Here is a 14,307-nt window from a genome sequence, read left to right as displayed (position 1 = left end):
GCAATATTGAAAGTATCCTATACTAATATTTTTCGGCAAACCCTCGACTTGATTGTGTAGCTAACTTCCGCAACCGTAGTTGCAATGTTAAATGCTGGTCGTCTAGCCCCTTTGTTCGCGTAGCGTCCCCGAAGGGAAGATTTTAACCATCCTGGAAAAATCAATGAACACTAACTTATCAAAGTCAGCAATTGCAGGCAGAGATAATGAAAACGACTGAGCCATTTTTGCAGTTATTGACACAGCAATTGTCTTACTGGCGACGATGGTACAGATTACTACGCCGTAAGAGAAAGCTACTTAAAGATACAAGCTATAGAAGGGAACTTACAACAGCTATCTTCAAAAATGTAATCTTGTTTGTCTCAAAAAGCAATCACAAAGGGGAACGCCAAAAACAAGAAAGAGCGCTAAAGTCAATGGCAAATTCAGCCAAAACTCAAGGTAGTATTTGTACACTTGCTTGCAACTGGATACATGGAAAGCGTTACTTCGTCATTTTGGCGATCGCTATAATCTCTCTTACGGGCGTAATTGGTAATAAACTATACAATCAAACTCAAATACAAATAGGCAATCCCGCACCACAAACAATTAGAGCGCCTTATACAGATAGCATTGAAGATAAGAAAAAAACAGACGCTGAACGTAGAGCCGCTAGCAAAAGTTTTATACCAGTGTTGATGATTGATGCACAAATCAATCAAAAAATCGATGAAGATTTACAACAACTTCTGGATGATGGTAATGAAATTCGTGCCATTGCAGGAGTGTTTCCTTTTTTTGATACTACAGTTTTGTCTCGAACTAGCCAGCTTTATCTCCGTTCTTGCTCTGAACCGGAATGGCAAGCGGTGATAGTGGCTCTCAAAAATCATCGAAACCAGCACCAAAAAATAACACAACGAACCGCCGCTTCATTAGCTGCACCTAATCAAGTACTACCCAAATATAATTTCCAGAATACTGAAGTCGGGTCAGATGAGACAAAACCTGGTGATTTTTCTCAAAACACTGACTTTACTCAGGCAATAAAAGAACTAGAAGCTTACCAGTTAACAAATTCTGACAAAAGCTTTTCCTCGCTAATTGCCCAAATTTCGCAAGCACGCCAAAAATACACTCAAGCTACTGCAAAACTTTTACAGTTGGAGAGTGTTAGTCCTGAAACAATATATGAGGAATCTCTGCTCTTAGATTTGTCGGATCGGGAGTGGGAAAATACACAATTGGGAATCCATCGGAGTGCAGAGCGGATTCTCACTCAAGGCATCCCCCACGGATTGCCACAAAATATTATACAAGATGCAGTCAGCTTACAAATCCAGACCTTTGTACCCCAAGACGCCGAACCTTTAGCAAGCAAAGTTTTATTAGCTGTACTTCAGCCAAATCTGCAAAAAGATGAAGAAAAAACCAGAGAAAAAGCTCAAAAAGCTGCTGCTGGGGTGTCGCCTGTGATGGTGAATGTACGGCAAGGTGAGGCGATTGTCAAACAAGGAGAGCAGATTAGTGCTTGGGATTTTGAGGTATTGCAGCATTATCACTTGATTCGCCGCCAGATTAAGTGGGTGGAATTGGTGAAGTTAGGATGCATCATTACCGTCGCCATTGGGATTTTTATCTGGGTAGAACGACATATCAATTGCCAATTGCGACAACGCGATCGCCTATTGGTGTTACTCCTAGCTCTGAGCGTACCAGGAGTAATCGTCATGGGATTGCCTTACACTACATGGAGTGCCCTTGGTTTATTGTTGGGAAGTTTTTACGGTCCGACTTTGGGGTTGACAGTTGTGGGACTGCTGTCGCCAATATTAGCCATCGGCTTGGATATGAGCAAAGTTGCGCTTTTAGCTGGTGTAGGCGGAGGAATATTAGGTAGTTGCATCGCCCAGAGATTGCGATCGCGTGAGGAGTTGGCGTTGTTAGGCGTGGCGATCGCTTTGACTCAAGGCGGTATTTACCTGATTGTAAAAGTCTTAATTGGCCAAGCATTTGGTTCAACTTGGTATATCGTCCTCCGAGAAGCAGGGTTATTTGCTTCATCGGGCTTTGTTTGGAGTGTCATCGCTTTAGGTTTGAGTCCTTATTTAGAAAGGCTTTTTGATTTAGTCACTCCCATCCGCCTAGCAGAGTTGGCGAACCCAAACCGCCCTTTATTGAAAAGACTCGCGACTGAAACTCCTGGAACTTTTCAACATACGCTGTTTGTGGCTACCCTTGCTGAAGCTGCTGCCAAACAATTAGGATGCAATGTTGAATTAGTTAGGGCTGGTGCATTATACCATGATATTGGAAAAATGCACGACCCTCTGGGATTTATTGAAAATCAAATGGGGGGGCCGAATAAACACGATACAGAAATTAAAGATCCTTGGAAGAGTGCAGAAATTATTAAAAAGCATGTCAGTGAAGGGTTGGTGATGGCACGTAAACACCTTTTGCCCACAGCAATTCAAGCCTTCATTCCAGAACATCAAGGAACAATGCTGATTGCTTATTTTTATCACCAAGCCCAGCAAATGGCTCAAGAAGATCCAAATTTAACGGTAAATGAAGCAGATTTTCGCTATGACGGGCCGATTCCCCAGTCACGGGAAACAGGAATTGTAATGTTGGCGGATGCTTGCGAAGCGGCGCTGCGATCGCTCGAAGTATCAGGGAAACGTCCTGTACCGTTAAAGGGAAGCAAAGTAGGAGCAAAGACTGTTGAGGGAGAAAAAGAGCGATCGCCTAAAGATGTCTCTATCGAACAAGCTTTAACAATGCTGAATAATATTTTGCGTGCCAGATGGCAAGACAATCAACTCGTAGATTCCGGGCTAACACGGGAAGAAATGTCACAAATTGCCCAGATATTTGTGGATGTTTGGCAGCAATTTAATCACAAGCGCATTGCTTATCCCAAGTTGAAGGCTAGTAGCACTGCACGGAATTCGTGATGGGATGTCTAAGACAGATGGGCCACCCCTGTGATTTTTTGGGGAGCGATCGCTGTTTTTCCCAAGTATATGCCAATACAGTTCACAATGAGCAACAAAATTATCATGTAGAGACGCGATAAATCGCGTTTCTAAAGACCAATTATCTACATGAATAACCTGTAACCTAAACGTATTGAAATATATGCTGAGTGTCCAAATTAACTAATATTGAGGATTCAGCCAGAGCAGATTAAGAAAAATTAATGTTATTCAGAATTTTTCGGGATATCTACCCAAAATATGGACAGTATAGGTATAAGGCAAGTATGATACCTGCTTACAGATATTATCTAGAAAATCTATGTCTATTTTGTGACCAGATAATAATCTAAACTACAAGTGCCTTAAACGACTACATAGGATGGAACTGATGACTTCTTTACCGGATGCTAATAAACCAGTAGTAAGAGTAGACATATCCATTTTTGACTCTAATTACAAAGAATTTGACTCTTCAATAGCTCAAGAATTAGCAGGTTTAATCCAAAAGGTGTATCAGTAGTTTGATGACATAAATAATAAACGAAAACAGGGTGATAAATTTGATGAAATAAATGAACCAAAACTAGGTGAAGATTACCAATTAATAAGTGAGCTAAAGGAAAATAATGTTCCTTCCAGTTTTCCTTTCGGCTTCGTTGCGTCTAAAAAAAATAGCAAAGATGTTTTTGTGGAAAAATCCTGTTGTTTATCAGAGACTTGGTTTTAGAGCCGACGTTGCAAATCAAGTAGCTCCAATTATCCAAAATGCAGGGTTATATAACTACGATCTACAAATCATAGTGAATTTGTTTTAATTTCTGGATTTTTACTATATTGTTAACAAGTTTTAATAAAAACCCCTGGTAGTTAACCAGGGGTAATGCAAGTCAGTACTTTTCGCATGGAATGTATCCTACTTCAATACCATAGCAAGCCTTTAATTGGCACATCTGCCATTTTGCCAAACAAAAAAGCCCCCAGTGGTAAGCTGAGGGTTAATTTTTTGGAATAGCGGTAATCTACAAAGTTATTATTCCCAGATAAGTAGGCGATCGAACCGAAATACAACTATAAATTTCCATATATATAGGTAGCTGCGGCATATTTTAAGCTTCGTTGCTTACCTTTAAATAAGTAAAACTAATGATTAAAGCTAGTTTTCTAAAAGTCCCAACACTTGATTAACTTTTGTAAAGCAGTGTAAAGTATACTCACAGGCGAAAACAAAAGCGCCTGATTCATACATAAATTCAACCGCACTTATAAAACAATGACAGCAACCATTCAACGTCGCGAAAGCGCCAACGTATGGGAGCGGTTTGCAAACTGGATCACCAGCACCAACAACCGCCTCTACATCGGCTGGTTCGGAGTCCTAATGATCCCCACCCTGCTAGCCGCAACCGCCTGCTTCGTAATCGCCTTCATCGCAGCACCTCCGGTAGACATCGATGGTATCCGCGAGCCAGTAGCAGGTTCCTTACTGTACGGAAACAACATCATCTCCGGTGCAGTAGTACCTTCTTCTAACGCAATTGGTTTGCACTTCTACCCAATTTGGGAAGCAGCATCTTTAGATGAATGGCTCTACAACGGCGGCCCTTACCAGTTGGTAATCTTCCACTTCCTGATTGGCGTATTCTGCTACTTAGGTCGTGAGTGGGAACTCAGCTACCGCTTGGGAATGCGTCCTTGGATCTGCCTAGCGTTCTCTGCGCCAGTAGCAGCAGCAACCGCAGTATTCTTGATTTACCCCATCGGACAAGGTTCCTTCTCTGACGGTATGCCCTTGGGAATCTCCGGAACCTTCAACTTCATGATTGTGTTCCAAGCAGAGCACAACATCCTGATGCACCCCTTCCACATGTTAGGTGTGGCTGGTGTATTCGGCGGAAGCTTATTCTCCGCAATGCACGGTTCTCTAGTTACTTCTTCCTTGGTTCGTGAAACAACCGAAAGCGAATCTCAAAACTACGGTTACAAGTTCGGTCAAGAAGAAGAAACCTACAACATCGTTGCTGCTCACGGTTACTTCGGTCGCTTGATCTTCCAATACGCTTCCTTCAACAACAGCCGTTCCTTGCACTTCTTCTTAGCTGCATGGCCTGTAATCGGCATCTGGTTCACCGCCTTGGGTGTAAGCACAATGGCGTTCAACCTCAATGGTTTCAACTTCAACCAATCCATCATCGACTCTCAAGGTCGCGTAATCAATACCTGGGCTGACATCATCAACCGCGCTAACCTGGGTATGGAAGTAATGCACGAGCGTAACGCTCACAACTTCCCCTTAGATTTGGCTGCTGGTGATGTTGCTCCTGTTGCTCTAACCGCTCCTGACATCAACGGTTAATCAGTAATTAAGCCAAATCAAATACAGTAAAAGCGCTCTCCGAAAGGGGGCGCTTTTTAGTGTCTTAAAATTGGGGGTAAAGACCTATGCGTTCAACCAATTCAATCAAGATGTACGAAGCTTTAATCATGCGATGGTAATTGCCTCCAGACCATTTGGCTAGCGTTTTCATATCACTAGTGCAAGCCTGACTCAATTTTATGGTGTTTCAATCGAGCGATCGCCCCTGTGCCAAAGCCATTGCCTCAAAACCGCTCCAAAATTCTGTAGGAATGTCATCATAGTTAAGGTGAAAACATTCTGGAGACAAAACCACGGTTTACGCACGTCCTTTAGCACGGTTAATTGAGCAGTTGCAACGCTTACCAGGAGTTGGCCCCAAATCTGCCCAGCGACTGGCTTTGCACATTTTGAAGCGACCAGAAGCAGAAGTAGAAGCTTTGGCGCAAGCTTTGGTAGAGGCAAAAAAACAGATCGGCTTGTGTTCTGTTTGTTTTCACTTATCTGCTGAGCCAGTTTGTGAAATTTGTCGTAATGTCAACCGTGATAACAATACTATCTGTGTAGTAGCAGATTCTCGTGATGTGATTGCCCTAGAAAAAACTCGCGAGTATAAGGGCAAGTATCATGTTTTGGGCGGGGTAATTTCTCCCATTGACGGAATTGGCCCAGAACAGTTGACCATTCAAGCTTTAGTACGTCGGGTGAGTAAACAACAACCCCAAGAAGTGATTTTGGCAATTAGTCCGAGTGTAGAAGGGGAGACAACTACACTGTATCTCGGTCAGCTACTGAAGCCATTTACCAAGGTGACACGAATTGCCTTTGGTTTACCTGTCGGTGGTGATTTAGAGTACGCCGACGAAGTTACTCTGGCAAGAGCCTTGGAAGGACGCCGGGAATTAGACTGAACGACTCGAATTAAAATTAAGGCAGCAGCACGAATCAGTTCGAGAAATCATTCTTTTGGACTTCGTTGAGTTAAAGTAATAGGTTCGCCTAAGAACCAAGTAGCGAAATCCTTGGATAAATTTTCTGCTAAAAATTTGCAGATATACCAGTTGAAGCATGGTTTAGGACATAAACTATGCTTCAACTGTCATAACTGAAATTCATATTTATAGGACTTACGCACTGTACAAATTAATCATGGTGTGAATTTACATGCATAGGTCGTTTCAGGCTTTTATTAATCATTCTTTGATAGTAAATAGACCCTCGGTGTAAGGGCACAGCACTGCTCATTGGTGTCAAATTAACGTGAACCCTGGTGAAAACGTGATGAGCGAGTTCTACTCACTTCCCATCAAGATCCGCGTTACCCCACCCCGGCTTTGCTGACGCAAAACCTCCCCTCCCCTTGCTAAGGGGAGGGGATTGAGGGGTGGGGTAAACGGCTGTGGAACAAAGCTTTGGGCTTAAGTTGACACCAATGAGCACTGCTGTGCCCCTACAACAAATGTGGTTTTTTAATTACTTATATTTGGTATTTTTTGTCAATGCGTAAGTTCTAATTTAATCAGTAAAAAGGCACATTATTTTCTCAAAACCTCATATTTAATAAGCAAAAAGCCATATTGCTTACTCAAAATGCTTAATTACTTTCTCAAACCCCAGTTTGCTTTCTGATTTTGGTGTTTTCCGCAAGCAAAATCAGCTTTGACTTTCTCAAACTCCAGTTTGCTTTCTGATTTTGGTGTTTTCCGCAAGCAAAATCAGCTTTGACTTTCTCAAACCTCAGTTTGCTTTCTGATTTTGGTGTTTTCCGCAAGCAAAATCAGCTTTGACTTTCTCAAACCTCAGTTTGCTTTCTGATTTTGGTGTTTTCCGCAAGCAAAATCAGCTTTGACTTTCTCAAACTCCAGTTTGCTTATTGATTTTGGTATTTTCCGCAAGTAAAATCAGCTTTGACTTTCTCAAACCCCAGTTTGCTTATTGATTTACAGCGCTTTTCATTTGGATGGAATACATACTTGAATACTAAATTATCGTAAGGGCACAACATTGTTGTGCCCCTACTGTGGTCTATTCAACTGCAAATTGCTGTAAGTAATTTACGCATTTATTTTGGTGTATCTTTGAGCCAAAACTTTGCGATGTCTACGACGGGCTACGCCTACGCGTTCTGTTGATTCACCAAAATCTTTCAATGGCTTACTGGTAATTCTGCTGGTTTATAGATAAGGTTGAACGCATCGATCGAACCACCACTACTCCATCGAATGCACTTCTTGAACCAAGCTTTTGGTCTAGGGCTGTTTAGTGGGACACTGAATCTTCTACTATGGTTTAGCTATGTGGTCATACTTTCCTTTTACTTGAAGGCTTTTGGTAGTTATGGAGTTAGCCTGTTCGGATCTACTCAACCAATTTGGAAGCACTTACTGATTAGCTTGGCAATTTTAGGGACAACTGGACTAAATCTACTAACTGCCAATTATATTGGGAAATCTCAAATTTGGATTGTCAGCTTCAAAGTGGGAATTTTGATACTGTTCATTACTATGGGAAGCAATCACATCGATATTTCCCGTCTAGAACCAGTCTCAGTGTCGTCGCTACAGTCAATTTTCGCAGGAGCAATGGTGATTTTGTTGGCACTAGGAATATTAATTTGGTTTGCTTTGCAAACAGATCCACAAACCGTTTGGGTTTTAGTGTTTATGCTAGGAGTAGCCATAGGTATCGAAGTAATCTACTATCTATCAAACAAGCGATAGCTAGACCTTTGAAAAGGTTTTAGCAAAGTGCTAATCTGAAAAATACAAACCTTGATGCCACCAGCCTTAAAGACGCTGATTAACGTAGAGCAAGATTTATCATTGTAGATCGGATCGTAACTGCTATATTTGGGCATAAAGCAATATAGAACCCATTTGATATCTTTTACTATCTTGAAGTAGAGTTACCGCAAAAGCCGTATTTAGCAGTCATGCCATACTCTAGCAGCCTAACAGACGAAGAGTGGGAAATCCTTGAACCTCTACTGCCTGAGATCTTGCCGCCTAAGAAGCAGACCAGACCCTCCAATTGGACAAAAAGAGAACTCTTGGATGGCATCTTCTATCAACTGAAGAATGGCTGTAATTGGGAAGATTTGCCCAAGGACTTGCCCCCTTACTCAACCGTATATTGGCATTACAAGCAGTGGCGGGCTCAAGGAGCGATCGAAAAACTAATGGGTATCTTACATTCTCAAGTGCGTGAGCAAGTTAAAAAAAACCCAAATGGACGACGTTGCTCATAATTGACTCCCAAGCGGTGAAAAACACTTGTAATGCTAGTGTTGAATCAAAAGGATATTGTTTCTACAAATCGACGAATGGGATTAAGAGGCATCTAGCCGTTGATACCCTGGGGTTTCCCTTCTTTACTCATTGCACTAAAGCGAATGTATCTGATGATAAAGGTTTGATTGAAATGTTGACGCTCAATATTGATTATTTCAAGTCAAAACCCGTTAATCTTCCCAAGACCACCATCCTGCTAGACCACGGTTATCATCCTGAACATCTCACGCAGGAGTTAGAGTTGGTTTATCCCCAGATCATGACGAAAATCAGATTTGAACTTTCGCCAAAACCATCGAAACAAGAAAAGAAAGTGCAAGGTAAATCTGGGGAAAGTTCCCGTTGCAGCGAGGTGGGTAATTGAACGCTCAAATGCTTGGATGGAAAGATGCAAAATCCTCGTCAAGAACTTTGAGAGAACTCTCGAAGACAGCGACTGCCAAGGTTAATCTTTGTTTTATTCGGCTGATGCTTAAGAGACTTGCAACCCCTTCTTAGATCTCAAATGGGTTCTATATACCCATTTTTAAATTAAAAATACTGTACACGCTCATTGTTAATCAGCAACGCTGAATTTTTACTATTCTTGTAAAACAGTCTTTGATGCAATCCTAGTTTTCTTCAGGTCTGCTTCGGAAAGTTGTTCCCCAGCTTGCAGGCGAGTGGCGGAAGTTTGCAAAACTGTCGCTGCACCTTTATCTCCTATTTGTAAAGCAGTTTTGGCAGCTGTTTGTAGCATTGTGGCTGCACCAGTGCGATCGCCCTGTTGCAATTTCGCTTCAGCTAATTGAGTTTGGCGATACTTGGCTAATGCTAAAATAGACTGTTTAACCTCAGGATTAGATGTTGGTTGATACGCCTTCACCACATCTGCGTAGACTGGCACGATGGGCGAAAGTAATCCTTGCTGATTAATCAACGGGTCATCATAACGAATTTGCAGATGCCCAATTACCTGTTTACCTTCTGGTAACTGTCCCAAATAAATATTAGCCAAAACTACCCGTTCTACATCCTGCATCAAATCTCCCAAGCGTACAGCAAAACTACCATCTTCTGATTCCACTGGTAACTCAATTGTGTCTGGGGAAACTTGGGCAATGGGTTTAAATTCTGCTAGGCGGACATTGGGTACTAAAGACAACAATAAATAGGCATTGGTTAGCCCCACAGATTGAATCCGCCCAAACAAACGGCTAAACTGCTCTAGAGCTTGTTCGGGACGTTCGATATAAGCTAAAGTACCACCACCGATATCGGCAATTTTTTCTAACAAATCCTGATTCCAGCTATTGCCAAATCCGAGAGTATTAATAGTTAAGTTCAGCTTGGCAGCCTTTAGCACCAGTTCTAAACAGCGCTTATTGTCATCCGGGCCGATATCCCATTTCCAAATTCGCAAACTGCTTTCACCTTGACCATCCGTCAGCAGAAATGCTTGGGAAACAGCACCTCTTGTGCCCTTCATCAGTTCTGTAATTCCCAGTTCCAAACCCTGAGCAATTATTGTACCGCCGCTAGCACTGAGTTTCTTTTTAATTTGGGATTTGAGGCTTTCGGGGTCTTCAATAATTTGGTTGGGGATAATGACTTCGGCAGAACCCGCAAAAGCCACAATCGAAATCCGATCGCCAGGTCTTAACTTATCGATTAATCCTTCTACTGCTTGAATCACCGTTGTAATTGGTTTTCCGTGCATAGAACCACTTTTATCTAGAATCAAGCAGAGGTTAAGAGGGAGATTTTGGTCAAATTCACCAGCAATCGCCGAAATAGTCATTGCCAATTGACGTTGGCTACTAGTTTGAGCCGCATCAACATTATTGTCATTTAGTGCTGAGAGCAATTTAACTTTCATTGCGGAGGGGTATCTTGCAAAACTGTTTTGGAGACAATTCTGGTTTTCTTGCGATCGCTTTCAGATAAATCTCCACCAGATTGTAGCTGGGTGGCAGAAGTTTGCAACACCGTCGCTGCGCCAGTATCTCCCATTTGCAGGGCAGTTTTGGCAGCGGTTTGTAGCATTGTCGCCGCACCAGTGCGATCGCCCTGTTGTAATTTCGTCTCGGCTAACTGAGTTTGGCGATACTTCGCCAATGCCAAAATCGATTGTTGCACCTGGGGATTGGGGTTTGGTTGGTAATCTCCCACTATATTGGCGTAAACTGGGATATTTGGCGTAAATATACTTGTTTCGTTGGTAGCTGGGTCGTCGTAGCGCACTTGCACGTTAGCGATCGCTTGTTTCCCTGATGGTAATTGTCCCAAATAAATATTAGCCAAAATCACCCGTTCTGCATCTTTCATTAAATCTCCCAAGCGCACAGCGAAACGTCCGTCTGGTTCTTGTTGCAGCGGTAACTCAATTGTGTCTGGAGAAACTTGGGCAACCGGTTTGAGTTCAGCTAGCCGGACATTGGGCATGAGGGAAAATATCAAATAAGCATTAGTTAACGCTACTGCTTGCACGCGGCTGAACAAACGGCTAAATTCATCGACTACGCGATCGGGTTTTTGAATATAAGACAAAGTACCCAAACCAGCATCAGCAATTTTTTCTAAAACATCTTGGTTCCAATTGTCACCAAATCCCAAAGTATTCAAAGTCAAATTGTAGCTGGCGGCTAATTGAGCAAATTTTAAACAGCGATTATTATCACCATGTTCATTTTCGCCATCGGTTAATAAGAAAGCTTGGGAAACGCTATCTTTTTTACCCTTAGCCAATTCTTCAATCCCCAAGCGCAATCCTTCATCAATGGAAGTCCCACCATCAGCAGCTAGACGCTTAATTTGCTGTTTAATTTTTTCTGGATCTTCGATCGCTTGACTGGGCACTAAGACTTTAGCACGGTGATTAAAAACTACAACACTCAGGCGATCGCCAGGACTTAATCGATCCACCAGACGACTCGCCGCGTTTTTCACCGTTTCTAGGGGTCGCCCATTCATCGAACCGCTATGGTCGAGAATCAGGCACAAATTGAGTGGTACATTGCGGTCTTGAACTTCCGCGATCGCTGAAATCGAAATTTCCAACTGGCGTTGAGAGTTCAGTTGATTGGCGTCCAAATTACTATCATTCAAGGCAGGCTGTAAGCTAACCCTCATAACTCAAAATTCCTATTTAAGATATAGATATTTGTAAATAACTTCAAAGCACTACTTTAGCGCTACGGAAAACCTATCCAATACATTAATATAATCAGAATATCTTAGAAGCCAAATATTGGCAGATGCTAGCCCCCCCTTAACCATTAGGGAGAAATCCACACCTTTAACCGAGTTAGCATCACGCTAGGATGTATTACAGTTAACGGCATAATTGCAGGCGATCAGTTGCTATGGACATTTCCGCCATCAAGGCTGTTCAATCCCCTTATTACGGCGATCGTTTTTACCGGAAACCGCCGCCAGATTTACCCTCTCTACTATTAAAGGAGCGAATTGTCTACTTAGGAACTCCTTTAGTTCCACAAATTACAAAACTGATCATCGCCGAACTCCTGTACTTGCAGTCCGATGACCCAGAAAAACCAATTAAAATTTACATCAACTCTACAGGCACTTCTGGTTACAGTGGCGAACCCATAGGCTTTGAGACCGAAGCCTTCGCCATCTATGACACAATGAAATATATCAAGCCTCCGATCCACACCATCTGCATCGGTTCGGCGATGGGTATGGCAGCGATGCTCCTCAGTGCTGGTACAAAAGGTTGCCGTGCTAGCTTACCCCATGCATCCATTATTCTGCACCAACCCAAGAGTTTCGCCCAAGGTCAAGCAACGGATATTCAAATTCGGGCCAAGGAAGTTCTAGCCAACAAAGCATCATTGATTGACATTTTGTCTCGCAACACAGAACAGCCGCCAGAAAAAATTAGCAAAGATATGGATCGTCTGCTATACATGACTCCCTATCAAGCTAAGGAATACGGTTTGATTGACCGAGTTTTTGAAAAAGAAGAACTGGCCAATCCCCCACTACCTGCCAGCGTCCTTTAAAAAATCAAGTGAGTCTGATTTCTTGCGATTTCAACTCACTTACCCCACAGGAGCTACCAGGCTTCATCGTTGCTATAAATCATTGTAATAACGGAGCAAATTATGCCTATTGGTTACCCCAGCGTTCCCTATCGGTTGCCAGGGGGACAGATGGAGGAATGGGTTCACATTTATACTCGTCTTTCCCTAGAACGAATTATTTTCCTGGGTGAAGAAATTGACGATAAAATCGCCAACGAGATTATAGCCTTCTTGCTATATCTTGATTCGGAAGATCCAGGTAAAGATATTTACATATATATCAACTCCCCTGGCGGTATGGTCACTTCCGGGCTGGCAATTTATGACACCATGCAGCACATCAAATCAGATGTGGTTACAATATGCACGGGTCTAGCAGCCTCTATGGGTTCATTTCTGCTAGCAGGCGGAGCCAAAGGTAAGCGGTTAGCATTGCCTCACTCACGGATTATGATTCACCAACCTTCTGGTGGCACCCGCGGGCAAGCAAGCGACATCGAAATTGAAGCCAGAGAAATTCTGCGGATTCGCAACCAGCTAAATCAAATTTATGCTGACAACACCGGTCAAACCTTAGCAAAAATTGAAAAAGACATGGATCGCGACTTTTTCATGTCTGCTCAAGAAGCTAAAGAATACGGTTTAATTGACCGTGTGATTGAAGAAAGACCGTAGGAATGGGGAAAAGGGGAAAGGGAAAAGGAGGGGTCTTCGCTTCCTCCCCTGCCCCTTGCCCTTTGCCCAATGCCCCATGCCCCATGCCCAACACCAAAAAACTGTCAAAATTGAACTTTAAAATATTAAATTTACCTTTATGATTGATATCTCAGGCTATGAGCTAGTAGCTGATAGTCTGTAGCTAAATATTCGATAGCTCATAGCTCAAGATGGATCTTGGAGATTGCTACCGTTTATTGGGTTTAAGGTCGGGAGCCTCTTTTGCTGAAATCAAAGCGTCTTATCGACGACTGGCGCAGCAATATCACCCCGATATTAACCCAGATGACAACAGAGCCAAAGATAAGTTTATTGCCTTGACAGAGGCTTACAAACTCCTACTGACGGTAGTACTACCACAAGAGGAAACAGCTGCACATTCAAATTCGGTGTCAACGTCGGGACGCGATCGCCCCAAGGCAACGCATCGGGAAAAAACACCAGCCACAAAGGCGAAAACCCAGCAACCAGGGACACCAAAACCCCCCAATTTGGTGGAAATAGAACAACGCCTCAAATGGAAAACTTACGAGCAATTGCAGCAATTTTTGCAAGAAAGACGATTTCCCCAAGCGATCGCTCTAGCCGAAGCTTTATCAGATCGGCTATCTGGTGATGCAGAAGTCCGCCAATGGCTAGCAGTTGCCTATCAAATCTGGGGACGGGCGCTAATTTCCGAAAACCAGCTCCTCAAAGCCAGAATTTATCTCAAAAAAGCCCTGAAAACAGACCCTCATAATAAAACCCTCTGGAATGCAGTGCAGCGAGATTTCGAGCGTTTAGAACAAATTTTTTGAAGAAGAATACAGAGTTCAGAATAAATCAAGTTCGCTAAATTACTTATAGTTAAAAACTCTCCGTCTTAGAGCCTCAGCTTAATTACTTAAGTATTCAACCGGACATGGTATTATATGAAGATGGAAGAGGACAAACAGACAAGGATTTTTTCT

The 14,307-nt window shown here is 42.7% G+C and carries 12 protein-coding genes; 10 read left to right on the top strand and 2 right to left on the bottom strand.

Annotated elements, in window-relative coordinates:
* The first annotated feature begins 206 nt into the window (after positions 1-206).
* From NSTC745_RS05040 to NSTC745_RS05010, 7 genes are all read left to right on the top strand, one after another.
* Positions 207-2,945 carry an HD family phosphohydrolase gene (locus NSTC745_RS05040; protein ID WP_445636165.1) on the top strand — a complete coding sequence of 913 codons (2,739 nt, stop codon included), beginning with the start codon at positions 207-209 and terminating at the stop codon, positions 2,943-2,945.
* 412 nt (positions 2,946-3,357) lie between these two features.
* On the top strand, positions 3,358-3,489 hold the full coding sequence (locus NSTC745_RS05035) for a hypothetical protein (protein WP_445636164.1): 132 nt from the start codon (positions 3,358-3,360) through the stop codon (positions 3,487-3,489).
* A gap of 750 nt (positions 3,490-4,239) precedes the next feature.
* Positions 4,240-5,322, top strand: a complete 1,083-nt coding sequence (gene psbA, locus NSTC745_RS05030) for a photosystem II q(b) protein (protein WP_445636163.1) — start codon at positions 4,240-4,242, stop codon at positions 5,320-5,322.
* Positions 5,323-5,675: 353 nt separating this feature from the next.
* Entirely contained in the window at positions 5,676-6,233 is a 558-nt protein-coding gene (recR, locus tag NSTC745_RS05025; protein WP_199339172.1) for a recombination mediator RecR, read from the top strand.
* Positions 6,234-7,508: 1,275 nt separating this feature from the next.
* Positions 7,509-8,042, top strand: a complete 534-nt coding sequence (locus tag NSTC745_RS05020) for a hypothetical protein (protein WP_445636162.1) — start codon at positions 7,509-7,511, stop codon at positions 8,040-8,042.
* 212 nt (positions 8,043-8,254) lie between these two features.
* Complete coding sequence (locus NSTC745_RS05015) at positions 8,255-8,569, top strand: transposase (RefSeq protein ID WP_445632825.1); 315 nt, start codon at positions 8,255-8,257, stop codon at positions 8,567-8,569.
* Entirely contained in the window at positions 8,560-8,976 is a 417-nt protein-coding gene (locus tag NSTC745_RS05010) for a transposase (RefSeq protein WP_445632826.1), read from the top strand. Before NSTC745_RS05015 ends, NSTC745_RS05010 begins: the two co-directional genes overlap by 10 nt.
* 216 nt (positions 8,977-9,192) lie before the next feature.
* Here the strand turns inward: NSTC745_RS05010 and NSTC745_RS05005 are convergent, their stop codons facing one another.
* Positions 9,193-10,470, bottom strand: a complete 1,278-nt coding sequence (locus tag NSTC745_RS05005; RefSeq protein WP_445636161.1) for a vWA domain-containing protein — start codon at positions 10,468-10,470, stop codon at positions 9,193-9,195.
* Positions 10,467-11,723, bottom strand: a complete 1,257-nt coding sequence (locus NSTC745_RS05000) for a VWA domain-containing protein (RefSeq protein ID WP_445636160.1) — start codon at positions 11,721-11,723, stop codon at positions 10,467-10,469. The genes NSTC745_RS05005 and NSTC745_RS05000 overlap by 4 nt, the downstream gene beginning before the upstream one ends.
* Before the next feature lie 233 nt (positions 11,724-11,956).
* Here NSTC745_RS05000 and NSTC745_RS04995 point away from each other — a divergent pair, with 233 nt between their 5' ends.
* From NSTC745_RS04995 to NSTC745_RS04985, 3 genes are all read left to right on the top strand, one after another.
* Positions 11,957-12,619 carry an ATP-dependent Clp protease proteolytic subunit gene (locus NSTC745_RS04995; RefSeq protein ID WP_445636159.1) on the top strand — a complete coding sequence of 221 codons (663 nt, stop codon included), beginning with the start codon at positions 11,957-11,959 and terminating at the stop codon, positions 12,617-12,619.
* A 102-nt stretch (positions 12,620-12,721) separates the two neighbouring features.
* Positions 12,722-13,315 carry an ATP-dependent Clp protease proteolytic subunit gene (locus NSTC745_RS04990; protein ID WP_073642384.1) on the top strand — a complete coding sequence of 198 codons (594 nt, stop codon included), beginning with the start codon at positions 12,722-12,724 and terminating at the stop codon, positions 13,313-13,315.
* Positions 13,316-13,527: 212 nt separating this feature from the next.
* Entirely contained in the window at positions 13,528-14,154 is a 627-nt protein-coding gene (locus tag NSTC745_RS04985; protein ID WP_445636158.1) for a J domain-containing protein, read from the top strand.
* The last annotated feature ends 153 nt before the right edge of the window (positions 14,155-14,307 follow it).

The organism is Nostoc sp. DSM 114161, assembly GCF_052692665.1.
Note: the sequence above shows the minus strand (reverse complement) of the source record. Positions and strands in the feature narration are given on the sequence as shown.